Consider the following 20,673-nt stretch of genomic DNA (forward strand, 5'->3'; position numbering starts at 1 on the left):
GGGGAAGCGAGCGAGCCCTCGCGGGCGGCGGCTCCGGGATCAGGGCGCCGTGGTCAGCCGGCGCTTCCTGCGGCGCGATCGGCGCCGGCGCCTCCGGATCCCGTGACGGGCGGGCGCCTGCGGTTCACAGGCGCGTCCGCGTGCGTGGTGGAGTTCCTGGAGCAGTTGCCGCGCATGGGCTGACAGCGCTCCGATCGTGGCGGCCCCGGCGCAGTCCGTGCCCGCGACGTGCCGGGTGAGCCGGTCGTGCGCGTCCCATGCCGTCCGCCACACTTCGTCGGACTCCGGGCACCCGGGCGGGCGTGGTTCCCGGGGTGAGACGGGTTCGATCTCACAGAGGCGGGCCGACGCGGCCAGGACCTCGGCCAGGTCGGTGACCGCTCGACACGGCAGGGGCGGGGACGCCTTCTCCGATACGTGGACGAGTGTGCCGGTAAGGGCCCGTACGTGTTCGGCGAGCCTCTCCCAGTGTTCGTCCCACCACTGCTCGGGCAGTGCGTCGCAGCCGCGGACCAGAACCGCCGGGTTCATCCGGTGGCTCTCGCCGGTGTGGTGCCGTGCGTTGCGCAGTGCGGTGAGAGCCGATCCGAGGCTACGGGCCTCCGCGTGCCACGATTCCGCGGTGCGGTCCTCGTGGACCTGCCCGAGGCCGTCCGAGATCGCCGAGAGGAGGTCGGCGGTACGGCGGCGCATGTGTTCGAGGGACTGCTCGACCTGGCGCATATCGGTCGGCGGCAGGACGAGCGCGTTGACGGCGACGCCGATCAGGGAGCCGAGCATCGATTCGAGGAGCCGGTACCCGATGTCCGCGCCCGAGTACGTGCCGTAGGTGAGGACGAACACGGCCGTCGCGGACGCGGACAGCCCGTACTCACCGAACCTCGGGTGGTTGCCGGCCAGGGCGGTGAGGGGGAGGGCGAGCATCATGGCGGCGAGGGTGTTCCCGGTGAGCGTCGCCGCTCCCGCCGCCGTGACCGTGCCCACGGCGATGGCGAGGAACTGCTGCCCGGCGCAGCGCACGGACTGGTACACGGTGGCCCGTACGAGGAGGACGGCCGACCATGGCGCCATCATGGCCATCGGCGCCTCCCACCACCAGCCGGCGAGGGCCCAGGCCAGGACGGCCGCTGCCGCGGCCTTCAGTGCCTGGATCGCCTGATTGCGTTCCGGCCCCGGCTCCCGTAGCGCGGCCCGGACAGCGCCGCGTGCGGCTCGGGCTTCCTGGACTGCCAACCGCCACCATCGCATGTGCGAGGTCTTCGTCCTTTCGTCTCGTGGGCGAACAACTGCGGGGCGGGGCCGGGCAGGCCTGCCGCAGTCAGTGACCGCCGTGCACGGGGACTTCCCGCTCTACTGCCTCTGCTGCCGCCGCCCCGGTACGCCGTCGCCGCCAGAGGGTGAGGACGCCGAGGGCGACGCCCACGCCCATCAGGACCAGCCCCCGCGCCCACACCCTGGCCTCGACCTGGGTCGCCAGGGCGATGCACGACAAGGCGCCGAGTACGGGGACGGCCGCAGGCGCCCGGAAGTGAGCGACGGGGGCGGAACGGTCTCGGCGCAGGACCAGTACTGCCGTGTTCACGGTGAGGAAGACGGCCAGCAGGAGCAGGACGAGGGTGCCGGCCAGAATGTCGATCTCGCCGGTGGCCGCGAGCAGGGCGGACACCGCCGTGGTTGCGGCGATCGCGGCCCAAGGGGTGCGCCGGGTCGGGTGGACGCGGGTGAGGAAGCCCGGGAGGAGGCCCTCCCTGCCCATTCCGTACGCCAGCCGTGAGGTCATGATCCCGGTGAGCAGGGCTCCGTTGGCCACACCGACCAGAGCGATGAACGCGAACAGTCGCGGTGGTACGGCTCCGGCGGACCGGACGACCTCCAGCAGGGGGCCGTCGGAGGCGGCGAGGGAGGCCGTCGGCACGGCCGCGGAAGCCGCGGCGCCCACGGCGGCGTACATCAGTCCCGCGGTGACGAGCGCTCCGAACAGGGCCCGTGGATAGGACCGCCTCGGGTCTCGGGTCTCCTCGGCCACGTTCACCGATGTCTCGAACCCCACGAACGAGTAGTAGGCGAGCACCGCTCCCCCCAGAACGGCCGCCACGGGCGACGCGGTGTCGGTGCCGAGCCGCGTCAGCCTGCCGACGTCGCCATCGCCCCGCGCGACGATCCACACCCCGAGTCCCACGACGAGCAGCAGACCGCCCGTCTCGACCAGCGTGGCGAGGGTGTTGACGCGGGTGGACTCTCGGATGCCGCGCGCGTTGAGCAGCGCGAGCAGGACGAGGAAGGCGACGGCGACGATCACGACCGGCAGTGAGACGAGGGCGGTGAGGTAGTCGCCGGCGAAGCCGCGTGCGAGTGCCGCGACCGACACGATGCCGGCGGCCAGCATGCAGTAACCCGTGAAGAACCCGACGGCGGGTCCGTAGGCCCGCGTGGCGTAGTGGGAGGCTCCGCCGGCACGCGGGTACTTCGTGGCGAGCTCCGCGTACGAGGCGGCGGTCAGGAGCGCCAGCAGGAGCGCCACGGTGAGGGGAACCCACACCGCGCCCCCCGACTTGGCCGCCACCTCGCCGATCAGCACGTACACCCCTGCGCCGAGAACGTCTCCGAGGATGAAGAAGTACAGCAGGCGGGTGGTGAGAACCTTGCGGAGCGGTGTCTGCGAGCCGGTGGGGACGGGACGGTGGGACATCGGCCTCATCTGTTCTGTCGGGTGTCGGGGACGGGACGGAAACAAGACGCGGGCGGGCAGCGCGGACGGGAAGTCTGCGTGCCGCCTGGGCGGAATCGTTGATCTACTGACCGCTGAAGCCGGTTCCAAACGGGGCATTTCGTCATCGCTGTGGGCCTTGGTCGGCACCGTGCGGGCGCGGGCAGGCGCCGACCGGGTTATTCCGGCGGAGCGCCATGTGTGGATCTACCTAGTGCTGTGACCGGAAAGGTTCACCGGCCCGCGACGCCCGGCACGGCACCTCGCTGCACTGCGTTCGCTGCGCTCACTGCGTCTCGGCTCCTCTTCGAGGACTTGGAGGCCGAGCTGTCGGACCGCGCGAGTACGCGAGAGTACGAGCTGCGGCCCTCCGCCCTGCGATGCAGCTCGGCATCCGAAGGATGGGGCGAAGAGCCGAGACGGAGCGAGCGAAGCGAGTGCAGTGCACCGGACGCCGCGGGCTTACCGGCAAACCTTCCCGGTCACAGCACTGGCCGCTCCCGTTGCCGGCTCCCCTGCGCGGCCGCGCTCTTCACCCTCCTCAGGACCGGTCCGCCGTGGCGCCGTCGCGGTCATGCGGGGCGCGGGGAGTGTTTCCCGTGGGCGTGAAGATCCGGTCCAGGTGGTGGCGCAGCACCTCGGTGGCGGATTCCGGCCCCCGTTGGCCCACCAGGATGCTGGTGCCCAGGCCCGCGGCCATGGCGAGCAGGCCGATCGCCTCCGTGCGCGCGTCCGTTCCGGGGTCGGCCAGACCGGCTTCCTGTGCCTGCCGGAGCAGACCGGTCAGGGCGGTCTCGGCGGCGTCGGGCTTGTCGATGAAGGGCTGGGCGGCCAGCGCCCCGTCGGTCACGGACAGGACCGCGTACGAGGTGTAGAGGAGGTGGAAGGTGCGGCTCTCCTCGTCGGTCGGGAGGGAGGACAGGAGCAGTGCCTCGATGGTCGCGCGCGGGCCCGGGTCCGTACCGGCGGCGCGGAGGCGGACGCCCACGCGTGCGGTGAAGCGGTCGGTGAGGTGGCGGAGCCCGTAGAGGAGCAGGTTCTCCTTGGTCTGGAAGTAGTACTGGACGAGCCGGAGCGACACGCCGGCCTCGGCGGCCACGTCGCGCATGCCGACCGCGTGCAGTCCCCGCCTTCCGGCGACCCGGACGAGCGCCTCGGCGATCTGGTCTCGCCGTTCCTCGTGGTCCACGCGCTTTGGCATGTGTGGTGTCTCCGCCCATCGATGGTGGGTTCGCAATCCGGCTCCCGGATCTCTATGGTACCGCCGTATCAACATCATGGTACGGTCGTATTACGAAAACCCCGACCCTCCCGGAGGTGGCCCGTGCCCGAGAACACGACCCGAGCCCGCACCCGCGTACGCCACGACATCGGCCGTTACGTCAACGACACCTTGCGCGACCGGTACTTCGCCGCCTGCGACGCCGTCTACGCGCTGGGCGCGCCCGCGCGCTACGAGACGGACGTGGAGACGAGCTTCGGCACCACCCACGTCTACCGGTACGGCCCCGCGGAGCCCGCCGCCGAGACCCGTACGCCGGTCGTCCTGATCCACGGTTCAGGCGGCTGCTCGGCCCAGTGGTACCCCAACACCCCCGCGCTCAGCGGCGAACGCCCCGTGTACGCGCTCGACACCCCCGGCGACCCGGGCCGCAGCGTCCATCGAGAGCCCATGTGGCAGCCCGAGCGCGCCGCCCAGTGGCTGGACGAGGCGCTCGACGCCCTCGGCCTCGACCGGGTCCACCTCGTCGGCTCCTCCTACGGCGGCTGGCTGGTGCTGAACCAGGCACACCGCCGGCCCGGACGGCTCGCCTCGGTCACCCTGCTCGACCCGGGCGGTCTGGAGAAGGTCGGCCTGCGCTTCTTCGTCTGGATCTTCGTCAGCCTCTTCGCGACTTTCGCCCCCAAGGCGCTGCGTCCGCGGCTGGCCTCCTGGTTGGAGCAGCCCGTACTCGTCGTCCCGGAACTGCGCGCGTGGATCCAGGCCGGCGTCCGGGCCTTCCGGATCCGCCGCCCCGCGCCGCTGCCACTGACCGAGGACGAGTTGCGTACCATCCGTACCCCGCTCTACCTCGTCCTCGGCAAGCGAAGCCTGCTCGTGCACCCCAAGCGGCAGCTGGAACGGGTGCCGCGCCTGATCCCCGGCGCCCGCGCCGAGATCGTCGCCCAGACGGGCCACGGACCGCAGATGGACCACCCCGACCTGGTCAACGCCCGGATGCTGAGCTTCATGGAGGGCGTCGATTCCCTCGACCCGGCTACGGCCCGCGGCGCCGTCGACTCGTAACGCCGGACGAGGCCAACTGCCGGTTGCCGGCAACAAGCAGCACGCGAAGGCCGGGGCGGCAACACCCGCCAATTCGGCGGTCGTTGGATCCACCTGGCACGATGCCCCGCATGACGCAGGACATACAGACCCACGGAGAGGCGCTCGTCGCCGCCGCGCGGGCTGGTGACGCCGAGACCGCCCGCCGCCACACCGACTTCTTCGTGCTCCGCAGGCACGTGGACGAAGGCATCCCGTACTGGGAACAGGCGGTGGCGGCCAGCGACGCCTTCTCGCACTACACCCTTGCCCGGTACCGGAAGATCCGGGGCGACCGGCCGGCGGCGGAGGCCCTCTACCGGGCCGTCGCCGACCGGCACGCCGGATGCGCGTACGGACTGGGCGTACTGCTCCAGGAGGACGGCGATCCGGAGGCCGCCGAATGGTTCCGGCGCGGCTGGGAACGGGGCCGCAACCTCGACTGCAAGATCGAGCTCGGCAAGCTGCTCGCGGCCGAGGGGCGACTCGACGAGGCGCCGAAGTTCCTGATGAGCAACATCGACCTGGGCGACATCGCGGTCTTCCGCTGGGCGCAGCTCTTCGAGTCGATCCGCGAGGACTTCGACCGCGTCGCGGCGGGGCTCGACGCCGCCGAGGCCTCCGGGGACGGGGAGGCAGCGGCTGACGCGCTCCGCCCGCTCTTCGACATGGAACGGCACTTCCGCGACTACCCGGGCCTGACCACCGAGGCCGCCGGCTACTACGCCAGGGCTTCAGCCCTCAGCGCTTCCGCCCGCGTGGACCACGCCGTGTTCCTGACGGAGACCGGCGGCGAGGCGTCCTGGCCCGAGGCCCGCGGCCTGCTGCTCCAGGCCCGCGAAGAGGGCTACGAGGGCGCCGCGTACGTCCTCGGTGTCCTGCACGAGCAGCGCGGTGACCTCGGCGACGCCGAGCACTGGTACGGCCTCGCGGCCGCCGACGGCCACCCGCCCGCCCAGTGGAACCTCGGGCTCCTCTGCAAGCGGCAGCGTCGGTACGAAGAGGCCGAACGCTGGTTCCGGGAGGTCGGGGAGGACGACGAGGACGTCGTCGAACAGCTCGCCCGGATCGCCGCGATCCGCGAGGGCGGCGCGATCGCCCCCGGCAAGGACCTGCGCCGACTGCCCGGGCTGCGCGAGCGGGCCGAGGCGGGCGACGTCCACGCCTCCTACGCGTACGGGAAGATCCTCGGCGACTGGGCCGGCGCGGACGACCGTCACCTCGTCCGCTGGATCGAACCCGCCGCGCTGGCGGGCGACCCGCAGGCGGCGTACGACCTCGCCGAGCTGTACGGCTCGCTGCGCAGGCCCGCGCTGCGCGACCAGTGGTACCGGCGGGCCGCCGAGGCGGGGCACCACGACGCGTGCAACCAGATGGGCTGGCTGTCCGAGCACCACCGGGACTACCAGGAGGCGGAGCGCTGGTACGTGCGCGCGGCCGGCGACGGGTCCCCGCTGAACGCCATGCTCGCGGGCAAACTGAAGGCCCAGCGCGGCGCGTACACCGAGGCGGAGCCGTTTCTGCGCACGGCCTGGGAACAGGGCACCGGTTCCGCGTACGGGACGGAGGCCGCCGGGTATTACGGACTCGTCCTGCACCGGCTGGGCCGCCTGGCGGAGGCCGTCGAGCCGCTGCGTGCAGCCGCCGCGCGCTGGCGCGAGGACGTACGCGCCCGCTACAGCCAGGACGACCTCGACGTACTGGCCCGCACGCCCGACCCGGAGAAGGAGCTGGCGGTGGTGGAGGCGGCGCTGGCGGCGTGACGGCGCGGGCGTTTACTGGGATCCCGTGGGCCGCTGATTGAGTTGGTGCTGTGCCGGTAGTGCCGTCCGTGCTACGTGAGGGTGCGAGAGCTGTGTGGCATGGCGTAGGCGTTGGCGATCAGCTCGTAGGAGCGCAGTCTGGCGGTGGGGGTGTGAACGGGTGTGGTGAGGAGGACTTCCTGGGCTCGTGTGTGGGTGATGAGGTCATCGAGCTGTTCGCACACCGTGTCCGAAGTGCCGTGCATGACGTGCATGAGGTGGCGTTCGACGAAGTCGTGTTCGAAGGGGCGCAGCTTGCGGGCTTCTGCGTTCTTCGGGGAGGGGAGGGGGCGGGGGGCTCGCCGAGGCGTGCGTGGAGCGCGGTGAGCGCTGCTGGCAGGATGTGGTGGCGAGCTTCCTTGGCCTCGTCGGCGGCGAACGCGCTGACGCTGATGGCGGCGTAGGGGCGGTGCAGGAAGGCCGAGGGGCGGAAGGAGTCCCGGTAGGCGTCGAGTGCCGCGATGGTGGCTGCTGGAGCGAGGTGGTGGGCGAAGACGAAGGGCAGGCCCAGTTCGGCGGCCAGGCGGGCGCCGCCTTCGCTGGAGCCCAGGAGCCATACCGAAGGCCGACCGGTGAACTGGGCCTGGCCGGTGGCCTTGTCGTGTGCGGGTCCCGGTACGGGGTGGAGGTGGCTGTACGGATGGCCTTCGGGGAAGTCGTCGTGCAGGAAGTGGAGGAGTTCGGTCAACAGGCGCGGGAAGTCTTCTGCGGTGCGGTCGCCGGTGGGCCGCAGGGCGGCGGTGGTGGCCTGGTTGGCGCCGGTTGCCCGTCCGATGCCCAGGTCGACCCGGCCGGGTGCCAGGGCTTGGAGGGTGCCGAATTGTTCGGCGATGACCAGGGGCGTGTGGTGGAGCAGCATGACGCCGCCCGATCCGAGCCTGATGCGCGCGGTGTGCGCGGCCAGATGGGCCAGGAGGACGGCCGGTGAGGAACTGGCGATCGACGGCGTGCAGTGGTGCTCGGTCACCCAGAACCGGTGGAAACCACGTTGGTCCGCGAGCCTGGCCAGCTGCACGCACTCGCGCAGTGCCTGGCCGGCGGTGATGTCCGTGCCCACCATGGCCGCGTCCAGTACGGACAGCGGAACACGGGCAGTGCCTGTGCGCTCGCCCTGTACCGGGCGGGGCGAAGGAGGCGCCGCGCCGGTGCGTTCGGTTGTCGTGCATCCTCGCGGCCCGTGTACTGCTCTCGGTGGACGAGCCGTCGGCGTGGGGCGGCCATCGACCATCGCTGTACCTTCCTTGGTTGGCTGCTTTGTGCGTGCGGGTTCCGCCGGCCGGAGCGCGGGGCGTGTGGTGGCCGCGCCCGCGCCTCGGCCGGCTGCTGCTGCCGGTGAACCGCCGTGGTCAGACGATGGCGCCGATCAGGGCGACGGGCTCGGCTGAGCCCACTTCGGCCCTGCCGTCCTTGCGTTTGCCGGGTTTGGCGTCACTGGTGGCCCGAACGGTGAAGCCGTAGAGCCAGCCGTCCTTGTCGGCCTCGTTGGTCCGCACATGGGGGTTGCCGGTGATGACCATGACCCGACCGCCGTCTTCCAGCCGGTATGAGGGCTGCTCGGCGTCGGGAACCGGCGCGTGGGAGAAGTAGGTGGCCGACAGGTAGTCGTTGAAGACCATGCCGGACGGTGCGGTGATCCGCTGCTCGATGCGGCCCGGATCGACCGCCTGGCCTCCGGAGCTGATGAGCAGCGCCAGACCGGCGTCCTTGGGGTCGTCCAGTTCGATCATCGGTTTTTCGACCTGGTCCACCCGAAGCGTTGTCCCGTCCTTGTGCGCGAAGGTTGGCTGGTCGCCGGCCGGCTTGGATTTCTGCCCGTCGCCGTTCTGGGGCGTTCTGCCGGGTGCCCCCTTCTGGCTGCTCAGGGCCTGGCGGTAGCCGTACTCGTAACCGTCGGCGTAGTAGTCGTCCGCGCCGCCGCTGCCGTCTCGCTGTGGGGCCGCGTTCGGCTTGCCCGCCAGGGCGTCCGCCCGCCCCTGGGCCTCCCCTTTGTCGTTCGCGTCCTGTTTGCTGGTGTCGATTCGGCTGTCGGTCATGTCCTGCGCCTTCCTTCCTTGCTCGTGTGCGTGGCAGTGGGTGGTCAGAGGGTGACTTTGCCGGTGTCCTGCCACTGCTTCATGGCGTCTTCGCGGCCTTTGCGCTTGCCGCGTACGTACTCCCCGGCGGCGTCCTTGGCGTCCTGTTCGAGCTGACGGGCGTGGTCCTGGCATGCGGTGAGCTGCCGTTGGAGGTCGGTGGCCTTGTTCTGCTGATCGGTGAGCTGCTTTTGCAGGTCGCTCACCGTGGTGCCGCTGTTGGTCCCGGTGGAGTCATCCGGTTTCGGGGAGACGTCGTCGACGGCGATGACGCACACATCGGTGATGGCTGCCTGGCAGCTGCCGCCGACGGGTCCGGTGCCGTGGAAGGCGACGACGGTGCGGTCACCGGCGGCCTTGAAAGTGAACTCCTTGCGCTGCCAGTCGGCGCTCCCGTTCGGGGGAGGCCCGGAATTCGTCCCGGCGTCGAAGGTCCGTTGCTCGATCTGCTGTCCGCCCCGGTCGTCCGTGATCTTCACGGTGAACGGGTTGGACGTGCCGAGGCAGCTTGACCATTCGTTGGGGCTGCAGTCGAAGGTCAGCTTGTAGGTGACGCCTGCCTTGGTGCTGACGGTCTGCCGGATGCCGCCCTGCAGGTATTCCGCCCCGAGGTCGACGGCCTGGTAACCCTTGGGATGGTTGGCGAACGTGGCGTTCAGGTGGTCGTACCCCCCGCTACTGACCATGTCCCAGGAGTCCGTGCGGAACGTGGTGTACTGGGTCGCGTTTCGCCACTCCTTGTTGCCTGTCGGCAGGGCAGGGCTGGCGAAGGTGCCATTTTGGATCAGGTTCTGTTGCGTCATTCGGGTTTCCTTTTCGTCTTCTCGTGCAGCCTGGGGACGGTGCCTGAGCGGCCAGTCCTGCCCCAGTGCGATGGTTGTCAGCCTCTCTGCTGGGCGGTCCGCACCGCGGTCTCCAGCGATGTGACCAGCAGACGGCGGAACTGTCTGCCACCCCTCAGGAAGAGGGGAATGCCTCGTCCAGGAGCGCGGCACCGGCTTTGCTGTAGTCGTCCGGGGTGAGCTGCGGGCTGCCGTTGAGTTCAGCGCTGCCGAGAAGGCGCCAGTTCGGATTGCCCGGGCGGCTGTTGGTGAACGCTTCGGTGATGGGGAAGACGGATGCGCCGGTGCGCGGCTGCGGTTTGGTCTGGGTGACCATGCGGACTCCTTACCGTGGGCCGTTCTGGTACATCGACCCATGGGGGGGTGAGGCAGCGCCTGAGTCAGGCGCCGCTCGTCTCGGACGGGGGTTCGCCGGATGCGTGGTCGGCCAGGAGCGGCCCGAGGACGACGAGGGCGCCGAGGATGACGTCCTCGTAGGGGTCGGTGGAGTACTAGGCCCGCGTCGCAGGGGCGCACAGGGGAAAGGGGCTGGCAGTCCCCGACCATGGGGCTGGAGAGCAGCACGCCAACCTCCCCTAATGTAACGCACAGCAATCTTGAGATCACAACCCGTAACCGTTCATGGGGTGATTCGGAAGCGCGGAACGTCGAGTCGAGTAAGTCGCAAGTGAGAATTCACGCCCTTATGCGCCTGCGTGCGCCGGGTCCGGCGCATAAGGGCGGTCGAGCCGGGCCGCGAAGAGCAACGGAGCGGGCGACGAACTGCGCGGTCAGGAGTAGAGCATGGGGCTGTCCGGGTGACCGGCGGCGCGCTCGCAAAGGAGGTTGGTCGGGCCAGCTCCAGCCATACGGCATCGCCGACACCGCCACCGCCACCGCCACCGACGAGGTTGGGTCAAGGGCTCTGGTAGACCGGCGTGGTGGTCAGGTCTGTGGTGGATGCGGGGAGGTTCAGGGTAGCGATTTCGTCGCGGGCGCGCCGATCGAGTTGGAGTCCCCAGTCGGTGAAGTAGCCGGTCAGGTCTTGTCCGGTGATGCTGCATGCCGTGACGGCAAACCATCGCTTGCGGTTGGACTCGACCACGGTGGGGGAGTTGCGGGCGTGTTGGTGAAGGTGGTGGTAGAAGGTGTCGCCGAATGGGACACGGAGCTGTTCGAACATGGCCAGGCGGACGAAGTGTCGGCGGCGTCGAAGGTGCCGCCAGCGGCCAGGTGCTGCTGGGCCTTGCGCCACTCCGCTGGTGTGCCGTGTTCGGCAGTGCGGTCGGGGAAGAGGCGTCGGACGGCGAGGCTGTAGATGTTGACGGTGTCTTCGCCCTGGGCGGGCCAGCTCCAGTGGCTGGTGTGCTGGCGGTGATGGCCGAGTTCGTGCCACAGCCCCCAGTTGGTCTTCAGCCGGTCCACGCGGTAGGTGCCGCTGCCATCGCCTTCCAGAGGCATGGCGGCGCGGATGTTCGTGGAGTTCGGATTGGTCGCGCGCCGGGTGGTGACGACCATTGGCCGGAGGAAACTGGGGGTGTCGCGCCCGCTTTTGACTGCGCGTCCAAGCCACTGATGCCGTCCTGCGCACCGATGATCTCTTCGTACAGGGCGAGAAGCGCTTCCTGATCCTCGTCTTGGTGGCGCCTGACGTAGGGCAGGAGGCCGGTGAGGATGACGCGGCGCCCGGCGTGCTCGACCAGTGGCACGGTGGAGGCATCCAGCATGGCCGCCCACTGCGCCTGGGTCGTCATTCCCTGCCGGTACAGAGGGACGGGCATGGCCTGCTCGCCGAGTGCCACCGTGACCTCCGGCGCGGTGTGGCCGGGCTCGGTGGTGTGGCGCCAGACCGGCGACGGTGACGGTCAGGTCGGTGTGAGGGTTGAGGTAGTAGCCGGTGGGCTGGAAGTCGGCCCACGCGAACTGCTGCGCAAGGCGGCGGCGCTCGGACTCGGCCGACGGCAGGGCCCGCACGGAGAGGGTGCGCGGATGGGGGAAAGCGGTGCTCTCGGGACGAGGGTAAGTGGGAGCGGGTTTCACCTGCCAGGTGATGGTGTGCTCGGCCCGGTCGCTGATGGCGCCATCGCGATACGCCGTCAGTGCCAGCGTGGCGGAGACCGTGGTGCCGGCCGGGTGGTCGGCATCGAGGGTGACGGAGATCTTCGTCCAGCCGAACCGGTCCTTTTGCGGGGTGCTCGGCCATGCACAGGCCACCGTTTTCTCGCCGGTCCGCTGACACGGTCCCCCGTAGAGCCCGGTGACCTTCAGGCCAGGCGAGACGGTGCTCTCCATGGTGATCCGGTCGGCGGTGCCCGGACCGTCGTTGCTGAAGTAGGGGATGAAGTGGATTTGCCCTCCCGGATGGATCACCCCGTTACTGCTGGGGATGATCCGCATCTGAGCCCGGTCGGCTGTCGTCATGATGCTCCCTTCATACTGCGAGGCGAGATGTTTGCGGGGGTTCCCGGGTGATGCCGCCCAGGCCCGCGGACTTCGTTGGGCGGCCTGGTCCTCCTCGGGGTGGAGGACGCGGCCCTTGAGCTTGACGGGGTTGGCGGCGCCCACCTTCAGTTCGCCGTCGGTGTAACGGCCCGGTGGCACCGTCGATGGCGGCTACCTGGGCCGTGTAGCCGATGCACTCGTGGTCGGTGCAGGTACGGGGTGTGGGTGAACCGCGCGGCGGACCGTGTCGAGCAGTACGCGGGCGTGCGCGGACTCGCGCCGGCGCAGGGCCACCCCATACCGGGCCAGGGTGCACAGACACTGGCGCAAACAGCTGTTGACCTGGCCGAGGATGCGGGGGATCGGCTGGCGGGGACGTGGTCGTGGGCCTCCACCGCGGGAGCCGTCTCCCACAGCGGCGTCGATGATGCCCGAGGGGCTCATCCGGCGGACCCGGTGATTCATCCCGTCGGCGACGAGCACACCCCCGCCCGCTTCGACCGAAAGGGCGGCCGGGAAAGCGAGGCGGGCCCGCACCGCGGCCGCGCCTTACCCGGCGAAGCTACGCAGGCCGCCCCCGGCGACCCTCGTCAGGACGCCGGAGCCGTCGATACGGCGGACCCGATGGGGACGCCGGTCACCTGGCATCGGCGGCCGTGCTGTTGCCCGTCCCGCGTGATTCCGGGCGGCGGACCGGCAACCTGCACCGGCCCAAGCGTTACAGCCGCCGTCTGCGCCGGGTGTTCTACATGTCCGCGCAGACCAGCATCATCCGCGAGGCCCTCACCGGGACTTCTACCTCAAGAAGCGCGGCGAGGGCTGCAAACACATCCAGGCCGTCATCGCTCTGGCCCGCCGACGGGCCAGCGTGTGGTGGGCCCTGCTGCGTGACGGGCGAGTCTTCACCTCCGCCCCGCCGGTCACGCAAGCGGCTTGACTTCGTCATTGAGACTCCTGGGTTGTCATCGTGTGAAGGGGGCGTTGTGTGGCCCACCTGCTCCCGGGCTGCCCGCACTCACAGGCCCGGCCTTGATCATGAAGAGAAGTACCAGCGCCGCGGCCACCGGGGATCGCCCATACGGGCGGCGCGCGGACGTACCGGGCCCTTGCCGGCGCACGCCCTGCGCACACGTACCCTCCACCAGCCCGGTCCGCTCGCGGCCCGCGAGGCTCGCTCGGCAGGGCCGACGTCGCTGCCCCGCCGGGGCCGCCGCACGGTGGTCCGGAGGACGTTGGTCTCCGCACGGAGATCCTCAGTACGTCAACCGGAGCTACGATCTACTCCTGGCGACCAAGATGCTGTCCGTCGGTGTCCAGACCCCCGTGCATCAGCTCGAGCGGTTCGCCCGCGCCTTCCTAGCCGTACCGGGTCTTCACGGGCCGAGCTGGACGTACTTGCCCGTCGTCACTTCCCTTTCGTCCGCTGTCCGGGGAACGGGTTCGCCCATGTGCGTGCCTCATCTGGCCGACGCCGTCGATCACCTTGAGGCTGGTGCGGTGCCCTGCGACCGCAGGGACCTGAGCCTGGAAGGATTCACATGACGGAGCGCAACACGGTTCTGCGGAGCATGCACGACATCGGCCTGGCGGCCTGGTTCGGGGGCTCTTTGATGGGAGCCGTCGGGCTGAACGGGGCGGCGAGGAAGATCGGCGGCGAGCCGATGCCCGCCTCGCGGTTCGCCAGCGCGGGCTGGGCCGCCTGGACACCGGTGAACGCGGCCGCGATCGCCGCCCACCTGGTGGGCGGAGCGGGCCTCCTCGGCGCGAACAGAGCCCGGCTGGCCTACCAGAGCGGAGTCGGGGCTTCCACCATGGCCAAGACGGTCCTCACAGGAGCGGCGCTGGCCGCCACGGCCTACAGCCGTGTGCTGGGCAAGAGGGTCGAGCTCGCTACGTCCCCGGATCCCCAGGACGCCGAGGCGGCCGCCGATCACCCGATGGAATTGCAGCAGGCACAGCAACAGCTCACGGTGCTGCAGTGGGCCGTACCGGCGCTGACGGCCGGTGTGCTGGTACTCAACGCCCTCCACGGTGAGCAGCAGCGCCCCCTGCAGCAGAAGCTGGGGATCCTTCGCAGGACGGCCTCGACCCTGCCCGCGGCCGGAGGCAGCGCTCTGGCCGCCGCCGTCGCGCGAGCCGGCCGGCACGGCGAGATGCGGCACTGCTAACCCGCAGCCGGCAGTACCGGCAGCGCCGTCTGGAGCTCCCGGCCCCCCTCACACGGCCGCTTGCGGTGCGCTGCCCGGTGCTCTCCGCCACCCAGCCCGCCGGCACCAACCTGTCGGCACGAGCCCGCCGTACGGCACCCAAGGAGAATCGTCATGCCCAAGGTCACACAACCCGTCACCGACGACAGCATCAAGGTGCGTCAGCTCAACCACTATCAGTTCACCTGGGTCGCCGGTGAACCCGGCGCCCGAGGCACCCTCACGTTGCAACTCGTCCTCGACGAGGGCGCCTGGGAAGAGGTACTGACCGTCGACGCCGATGACGCCGACGTCCTTCAGGACCTCCTCAGCAGCACGCCGAGCGTCCACTACGACATCGGCCGCCGCACCCTGATGTTCGGTGTCACCGCCGTCGGCAGCTGACCGAGCGACGCCGCCCGACGCCGCCCGACGCTGCCCATCGGGGCCGAGCCGCCGTCGGGCACGTCCCGCGACGCGGCCCCGGCCGGCTCCGCGTCGCCGGGGATCGAAGGCGGGCACGTACGCGCAGTGCCGGGCGGGTGAAGACGGAACCCACCCGGACGCATGCGGGTGCCGACCCTGGGCGCGGGCCGGAGGATGAGCTGAAACAGCCACCCCGACCTCAGGAGCCTCTGCCATGCTCGAACGCCAGCAGCTCAAGGACCGCGCCCAGGTCACCTTCGTCCTGCCCGCCGACACCCCACCCGGCCCGGTCAGCGTCGTCGGCGACTTCAACGACTGGCAGCCCGGCACCCACACCCTTGAGCCCCGCAGTGACGGCACCCGCGCGGTCACCGTCGCCCTGCCCCGCGAGCGCGTTCATTCCTTCCGGTACCTGGCGGCGGGGGACTACTGGTTCAACGAGGACCACGCCGACGAGCACGACGGAACCAACAGCCGCCTCCACACCTGATCCGACACCGCGGGGTCGGGGCCTCACCCGAGTCCCCTTCCCCGCCGGGGCAGGCCCCGTCCCCCGTCGGGGCCGCCTCGTTCATCCGCAGAGAGGAACACCGCCTGATGACTACAGCACGCGAAATCATGACGGAGGGCGCCGAGTGCATCGGCGCTGAGGAGACGGTCCTTGCCGCCGCCAAGAAGATGACCGAGCTCGGCGTGGGAGCACTGCCGATCTGCGGTACGGACGACAAGCTCAAGGGCATGCTCACCGACCGCGACATCGTGGTGAAGGTCCTGGGAGCAGGCAAGGACCCGGCACAGGTCAAGGCCGGTGAGCTGGCCCAGGGCGAGGCGGTCACCATCGGGGCGGATGACGACGCGCAGGAGATCCTGCGGACCATGAGCGAACACAAGGTACGGCGCCTGCCCGTCATCGACGGCCACCGCCTGGTCGGGATCGTCGCCCAGGCGGATGTCGCCCGCGCCCTTCCCGACCCGCAGGTCGCCGACCTCCTTCAGGCGCTGTCCACCGACTGATCCGGCGCACGCTTCGCGTCTCCCGGCCCGCCGGGGCGACGCGTGCGACGACGCCCTGGCGTAGTCATCCGGCGCGGCGTGAGCGACCACGCCCGAGCTTCAGCGAGCGGGCCCGGCGTCTCCTCCAGCGGAGGCCGGGCCCGCTCGCGCGCGGAGGGACGCAGCCGCTGATCGGCGGGCAACTGATTCGAGTGATCAGCTGATCGGTAGGATCACGGGGGTGGGGCGTGCCTTCCGTTACCGTCCCGTCTGCCGCCGACAACGCCATAAGCCTGGGGGTTCGCCGTGCCTGTTCCACGTCTGAGCAGTACTCCGCTACCGGGCATAGGGGTCCGTTACGACCTCACCACGCGCGAGCATCGCCGTCTGTCGGTGATCGCCCACCGTGACGGCGCCCGGACGCTGAACGCCTACCGCAGGGACGACCCGGACGAGTGCGCGTTGTCGGTGAAGCTGACGGCCGGTGAGACGGAGGCGCTGATCGACGCGTTGATGCCTTCGCACCACAGCCCGAACCTGCTGTCCACGACCGACCTCGGTCTGGTGGCGGAGCGGATCGAGCTGTCCTCCCTCTCGCACTGGAACGGGCGGGTGCTGGGGGAGACGCGGATCCGTACCGAGACCGGCGCCTCGATCGTCGCCATCCTGCGCCGTGCGGGCGCCATACCGTCACCTGCTCCGGACTTCCGGCTGGCGGGCGGCGACACGCTGATCGTGATCGGCACCCGTGAGGGTCTCGAGGCCGCTGCCGCGATTCTCGGCCGGGAGTGAGCGCGATGCACTCTTCCGCTGTCTTCCTGATCGAGTTCGGCGCGATCATCCTCGCCCTGGGACTGCTGGGCCGTTTCGCCGGACGCTTCCAGTTCTCGCCGATACCCCTGTACCTCCTGGCCGGCCTCGCCTTCGGGGAGGGCGGACTCCTGCCGCTGGGCACGAGCGAGGAGTTCGTCGCGATCGGCGCCGAGATCGGCGTCATCCTGCTCCTGCTCATGCTCGGCCTGGAGTACACCGCAAGCGACCTGGTCTCCAACCTCAAGACCCAGTACCCGGCGGGCCTGGTCGACGCGGCGCTCAACGCGCTTCCCGGTGCGGCCATGGCCCTGCTCCTCGGGTGGGGGCCCGTCGCGGCCGTCGTCCTGGCAGGCGTCACCTGGATCTCCTCATCCGGCGTCATCGCCAAGGTGATGGGCGACCTCGGACGACTCGGCAACCGCGAAACCCCGGTGATCCTGAGCATCCTGGTCCTCGAAGACCTCGCGATGGCCGTCTACCTGCCGATCATCACCGCCCTCCTGGCCGGCGTGAGCCTGGCCGCCGGAAGCCTCACCCTCGCCATCGCCCTCGGCGTGGCCGGGCTCGTCCTCTTCCTCGCCGTCCGCTACGGCCGGGTCATCTCCCGCTTCGTCTCCAGCGATGATCCCGAGAAGCTCCTCCTCGTGGTGCTGGGCCTGACCCTGCTGGTCGCGGGCCTCGCCCAGCAGCTCCAGGTCTCCGCCGCCGTCGGTGCCTTCCTCGTGGGCATCGCCCTCTCCGGGGAGGTCGCGGAGGGCGCCCACACCCTCCTGAGCCCCCTGCGGGACCTGTTCGCCGCGGTGTTCTTCGTCTTCTTCGGCCTGCACACCGACCCGGCCAGCATCCCCCCGGTGATCCTCCCCGCCCTGGCCCTGGCCGTGGTCACGGCCGGCACGAAGATCGCCACCGGCTACTGGGCCGCCCGGCGCGCCGGGATCTCGGTCAAGGGACGGTGGCGCGCCGGCGGAACGCTCGTGGCGCGCGGCGAGTTCTCCATCGTCATCGCGGGCCTCGCCGTCACCGCGGGCATCGAGCCGTCCCTCGGCCCGCTGGCCACCGCCTACGTCCTGGTCCTGGTCATCGTCGGCCCGCTCACCGCCCGCTACACCGAACCGATCGCCGGCTACCTCACCGGGCGCCGTCGCCGGCAGACGCCTGAGATGCCGCTGGAGCCGGGCCTGGTTCCGGCCCGGCCGGAGCCGCGGGAAGCGATGGACGACTCCGGGACCGTCGGCCGCCCGTGAGGCACGCGGCCCGGGCGGCGGGCACGGACCGGCATGCCGGCGGGGTTCACCCGCCGCTACGCCGCGCCGTCTTTCGCATCGGGAGGCCGGCTCTTCCCGAGCGGGACGGTGCCGGCGAGCCGGGTCAGGAGCGGGCCGGCGAGGGCGAGGATGAAGACGTAGGCGGTCACCAGCGGACCGAGGGGGTCGTGCATGGTGCCGAGGAGCCCGACGATCACCAGGGAGAACTCGCCTCGGGCGATCAGCACCGTGCCGGCACGTAGCCGGCCGCGTCGCCCGACGTGATCACGTGCCGCGGCGAACCTGCCGGTCATCACCTTCGTGGCGGTGGTGACGGCGGCGAGCGCGAGCGCCGCGGGCAGGACGGGCAGGAGTTCGCCGGGGTCGACGGACAGGCCGATGGCCAGGAAGAACACGGCGGCGAACAGATCCCGCAGGGGGCTGAGCACGGCGCGGGTACGGGCGGCCGTCTCGCCGGTGAGGGCGAGGCCGACGAGGAAGGCTCCCACAGCGGCCGAGGCGTGAACGGCCTCGGCCAGGGCCGCGACGATCAGGGTCAGGCCCAGCACCCGCAACAGGAGCTGCTCGGCGTCCGGGTGGGAGACGAGGCGGCCGACGTGGTGGCCCCAGCGGTAGGAGACGGTGAAAGCCACGGTGACGGCGCCCACCGCCGCGAGCACGCCGAGGACCGCCTGCCACCACTGGCCGCCCGACGCGAGGACGGCGAGGACGGGCAGGTACAGAGCCATGGCGAAGTCCTCCATGACCAGCACCGACAGGACCGCCGGTGTCTCCCGGTTGCCGAGCCGCCGCAGGTCTTCCAGCAGGCGGGCGACGATGCCGGAGGAGGAGATGTAGGTGGCGCCGGCCAGCGCGAGAATCCCGACTCCGTTCAGTCCCAGCAGCCAGCCCGCCACAGCTCCCGGGACGGCGTTCAGTCCCAGGTCCACCACGGCTGACGGCACATGGCGCCGCATGCCGACCGCGAACTCGGGCAGCGAGAACTCCAGGCCCAGGGTGAGCAGGAGGAGGACCACCCCGATGGCGGCGCCGGTCTCGACGAACTCACCGGCGGCGGGCACGGGTGCGATCCCGCCCTCGCCGACGGCGAGCCCGGCGAGCAGGTAGAGCGGGATGGGCGAGAGCGTGAAGTGCCGCGCCAGCGTCCCCAGCACGCTCAGAGCGCCCAGGATGATGCCGAGCTCCAGGAACAACGCGACTGGTGTACGCACGGGCCTCAGCCCCGGATGATCTGTTCCACGCCCGTGATGCCCTCGTTTGTTCCGATCACCACCAGCACATCCCCGCCCTGGAGGATCTCCTGGGGTGTGGGCGAAGCGACGATGTCTTCTCCCCGGACGATCGCGACGACCGACGCACCGGTCCGCGTCCGTGCCCGCGTGTCTCCGAGCGGCCGGCCCGCGTACGTGCTGCCCGAGGCCACCTTGACCTGCACGGACAGCAGCCGCGGCACCTCCTTGGCCAGGTCGGCGAACCGCTCGGCGATCCGGTGTGCTCCCAGGATCTCCGCGACCGTCTCAGCCTCCTCGCCGTTGAGCTGGAGGACCGGCTTCCCTTCGTCCGGGTCCTCTGCGCCGTAGACGACCAGCTCGAAGTCGCCCGTTCGCCTGGCCACCACACCGAGCCGGTCACCGCGGTGGTTGGTGAACTCGTAGCGCAGGCCCACACCGGGCAGAAGTACCTCGGTGACGTCCATTTACCCATCATCGGCGGGAACCGGGCGGCTGGCATGTGCGGGAGGCCGTGCGGGCGCGGTTCGGGCGCGCCCTCGCGGACCCCATCCGTTGCCGGATCCTCCTCGCGCTGCGCCAGGCCCCGGCTCACCCTGCCGATCTGGCTGACGCCCTGGAGATCTCCCGGACCCGGCTGTCGAACCACCTGGCGTGCCTGCGCGACTGCGGCCTGGTCGTCGCGGTGCCGGTCGGCCGCCGCACTCGCTACGAGCTGGCCGACGGACGCCTCGGACACGCGTTGGACGACCTGCGCGCCGCCGTCGTGGCGGTCGAGGCGGACAAGGCCTGCCCGGACGCGATAGAGAAGGGCTGCTGCTGAGATGACCGCCGAGATATGTATCGGCACGGCTCCGGCGGCGCTCCGCCGGGATGTACTGGCCCGCCGGATCCGTCTGTTGGTCGCGGTGACCATCACCTACAACGCCATCGAGGCGATCGTCGCGATCACCGCCGGGACGCTCGCCTCCTCCACCGCGCTGATCGGTTTCGGCCTGGACTCGGTCATCGAGGTCTCCTCCGCCGCCGCGGTCGCCTGGCAGTTCTCCGCCCGGGAGCACGCCCTGCGCGAGGCGAGGGAGAAGACCACCCTGCGGATCATCGGCCTCTCGTTCTTCGCGCTCGCCGCGTACGTCAGCGTCGACGCCGCCCGGGCTCTGGCCGGCACGGGCGAGGCCGAACGCTCCGTCCCCGGCATCGTCATCGCCGCGCTGTCCCTGGCCGTGATGCCGTTCCTGTCCGCCGCCCAGCGCAAAGCCGGCCGCGAACTCGGTTCCGCCTCGGCGGTCGCCGACTCCAAGCAGACCCTGCTGTGCACCTACCTGTCGGCCGTCCTCCTGGTGGGCCTGCTTCTCAACGCCACCCTCGGCTGGTCCTGGGCCGACCCCCTCGCCGGCCTCCTCATCGCCGCCATCGCGGTCAAGGAAGGCCGCGACGCCTGGCAGGGCAAGGGCTGCTGCGCTACACCAGCGGCCGCTGCGACGGCGTCAGGCGGTGAGGCCGATCCGTGCGGCTGCCGTCCCGGTTGCGACTGCCAAACATGACCGGCGGGCCTGCGGATCCGGCGGACACGGCTGACTCCGCCCACCCGTTCGCCGGTCAGCGCGGAGTG

The 20,673-nt window shown here is 70.7% G+C and carries 19 protein-coding genes and 3 pseudogenes; 11 read left to right on the plus strand and 11 right to left on the minus strand.

The annotated features are described in order from the left end of the window. Positions 1–39: 39 nt before the first annotated feature. The 3 genes from ABZX75_RS28830 to ABZX75_RS28840 all read right to left on the minus strand — a co-directional run bounded on the left by ABZX75_RS28830 (position 40) and on the right by ABZX75_RS28840 (position 3,908). The gene (locus ABZX75_RS28830; protein ID WP_355415576.1) at positions 40–1,233 is read right to left on the minus strand and encodes an aromatic acid exporter family protein; all 1,194 of its coding nucleotides are present in this window, start codon (positions 1,231–1,233) and stop codon (positions 40–42) included. A gap of 85 nt (positions 1,234–1,318) precedes the next feature. Further along, entirely contained in the window at positions 1,319–2,698 is a 1,380-nt protein-coding gene (locus tag ABZX75_RS28835) for an APC family permease (protein ID WP_355415578.1), read from the minus strand. Positions 2,699–3,248: 550 nt separating this feature from the next. Beyond that, positions 3,249–3,908: a TetR/AcrR family transcriptional regulator gene (locus tag ABZX75_RS28840; RefSeq protein WP_355415580.1), complete on the minus strand. Its 660-nt coding sequence runs from the start codon at positions 3,906–3,908 to the stop codon at positions 3,249–3,251. Between the two features lie 123 nt (positions 3,909–4,031). Between ABZX75_RS28840 and ABZX75_RS28845 the strand changes: the two genes are divergently transcribed. Then, a complete protein-coding gene (locus ABZX75_RS28845; RefSeq protein WP_355415582.1) occupies positions 4,032–4,994 on the plus strand; it encodes an alpha/beta fold hydrolase in 963 nt (320 codons plus the stop codon). 110 nt (positions 4,995–5,104) lie between these two features. Continuing rightward, positions 5,105–6,775 (plus strand): tetratricopeptide repeat protein, encoded by a 1,671-nt coding sequence (locus ABZX75_RS28850; protein ID WP_355415584.1) that lies wholly within the window; start codon positions 5,105–5,107, stop codon positions 6,773–6,775. Between the two features lie 71 nt (positions 6,776–6,846). On the opposite strand, the pseudogene ABZX75_RS28855 reads toward ABZX75_RS28850, so the two are convergent. The 6 genes and pseudogenes from ABZX75_RS28855 to ABZX75_RS28880 form a co-directional block, all read right to left on the minus strand. Next, positions 6,847–7,895, minus strand: a pseudogene (locus tag ABZX75_RS28855) (LLM class flavin-dependent oxidoreductase). Between the two features lie 265 nt (positions 7,896–8,160). Further along, the gene (locus tag ABZX75_RS28860) at positions 8,161–8,847 is read right to left on the minus strand and encodes a hypothetical protein (RefSeq protein WP_355415586.1); all 687 of its coding nucleotides are present in this window, start codon (positions 8,845–8,847) and stop codon (positions 8,161–8,163) included. 44 nt (positions 8,848–8,891) lie between these two features. Next, the gene (locus tag ABZX75_RS28865) at positions 8,892–9,689 is read right to left on the minus strand and encodes a DUF642 domain-containing protein (RefSeq protein ID WP_355415588.1); all 798 of its coding nucleotides are present in this window, start codon (positions 9,687–9,689) and stop codon (positions 8,892–8,894) included. 154 nt (positions 9,690–9,843) lie between these two features. Then, the gene (locus ABZX75_RS28870; protein ID WP_355415590.1) at positions 9,844–10,044 is read right to left on the minus strand and encodes a hypothetical protein; all 201 of its coding nucleotides are present in this window, start codon (positions 10,042–10,044) and stop codon (positions 9,844–9,846) included. Positions 10,045–10,623: 579 nt separating this feature from the next. Further along, positions 10,624–11,225, minus strand: a pseudogene (locus ABZX75_RS28875) (M60 family metallopeptidase). Further along, positions 11,120–11,488, minus strand: coding sequence for a M60 family metallopeptidase (locus ABZX75_RS28880; RefSeq protein WP_355415634.1), 369 nt, complete (start codon positions 11,486–11,488; stop codon positions 11,120–11,122). Before ABZX75_RS28880 ends, ABZX75_RS28875 begins: the two are co-directional and overlap by 106 nt. Positions 11,489–12,784: 1,296 nt before the next feature. Here ABZX75_RS28880 and ABZX75_RS28885 point away from each other — a divergent pair. From ABZX75_RS28885 to ABZX75_RS28915, 7 genes and pseudogenes are all read left to right on the plus strand, one after another. Then, a pseudogene (locus tag ABZX75_RS28885) lies at positions 12,785–13,086 on the plus strand (transposase); the annotation flags it as partial. A gap of 601 nt (positions 13,087–13,687) precedes the next feature. Then, on the plus strand, positions 13,688–14,317 hold the full coding sequence (locus tag ABZX75_RS28890; RefSeq protein WP_355415592.1) for a hypothetical protein: 630 nt from the start codon (positions 13,688–13,690) through the stop codon (positions 14,315–14,317). Positions 14,318–14,470: 153 nt separating this feature from the next. Further along, complete coding sequence (locus tag ABZX75_RS28895) at positions 14,471–14,740, plus strand: hypothetical protein (protein WP_355415594.1); 270 nt, start codon at positions 14,471–14,473, stop codon at positions 14,738–14,740. Positions 14,741–14,975: 235 nt separating this feature from the next. After that, on the plus strand, positions 14,976–15,251 hold the full coding sequence (locus tag ABZX75_RS28900) for an isoamylase early set domain-containing protein (RefSeq protein ID WP_355415596.1): 276 nt from the start codon (positions 14,976–14,978) through the stop codon (positions 15,249–15,251). Positions 15,252–15,358: 107 nt separating this feature from the next. Continuing rightward, a complete protein-coding gene (locus tag ABZX75_RS28905; RefSeq protein ID WP_355415598.1) occupies positions 15,359–15,775 on the plus strand; it encodes a CBS domain-containing protein in 417 nt (138 codons plus the stop codon). Between the two features lie 285 nt (positions 15,776–16,060). Continuing rightward, positions 16,061–16,546 (plus strand): TrkA C-terminal domain-containing protein, encoded by a 486-nt coding sequence (locus ABZX75_RS28910; protein ID WP_355415600.1) that lies wholly within the window; start codon positions 16,061–16,063, stop codon positions 16,544–16,546. A 5-nt stretch (positions 16,547–16,551) separates the two neighbouring features. Beyond that, a complete protein-coding gene (locus ABZX75_RS28915) occupies positions 16,552–17,811 on the plus strand; it encodes a cation:proton antiporter (RefSeq protein ID WP_355415602.1) in 1,260 nt (419 codons plus the stop codon). A gap of 56 nt (positions 17,812–17,867) precedes the next feature. Here the strand turns inward: ABZX75_RS28915 and ABZX75_RS28920 are convergent, their stop codons facing one another. Together ABZX75_RS28920 and ABZX75_RS28925 are read right to left on the minus strand one after the other, a co-directional pair. Beyond that, positions 17,868–19,043 (minus strand): cation:proton antiporter, encoded by a 1,176-nt coding sequence (locus tag ABZX75_RS28920; protein ID WP_355415604.1) that lies wholly within the window; start codon positions 19,041–19,043, stop codon positions 17,868–17,870. Between the two features lie 5 nt (positions 19,044–19,048). Continuing rightward, positions 19,049–19,528 (minus strand): cation:proton antiporter regulatory subunit, encoded by a 480-nt coding sequence (locus ABZX75_RS28925; protein ID WP_355415606.1) that lies wholly within the window; start codon positions 19,526–19,528, stop codon positions 19,049–19,051. Positions 19,529–19,575: 47 nt separating this feature from the next. On the opposite strand from ABZX75_RS28925, the gene ABZX75_RS28930 reads away from it, so the two are divergent. Continuing rightward, on the plus strand, positions 19,576–19,884 hold the full coding sequence (locus ABZX75_RS28930) for a metalloregulator ArsR/SmtB family transcription factor (RefSeq protein WP_355415608.1): 309 nt from the start codon (positions 19,576–19,578) through the stop codon (positions 19,882–19,884). 1 nt (position 19,885) lies between these two features. Further along, a complete protein-coding gene (locus ABZX75_RS28935) occupies positions 19,886–20,605 on the plus strand; it encodes a cation transporter (RefSeq protein ID WP_355415610.1) in 720 nt (239 codons plus the stop codon). Positions 20,606–20,673: the final 68 nt, after the last annotated feature.

Source organism: Streptomyces sp. NPDC003038 (assembly GCF_040611115.1).
Taxonomy (GTDB): Bacteria; Actinomycetota; Actinomycetes; order Streptomycetales; family Streptomycetaceae; genus Streptomyces.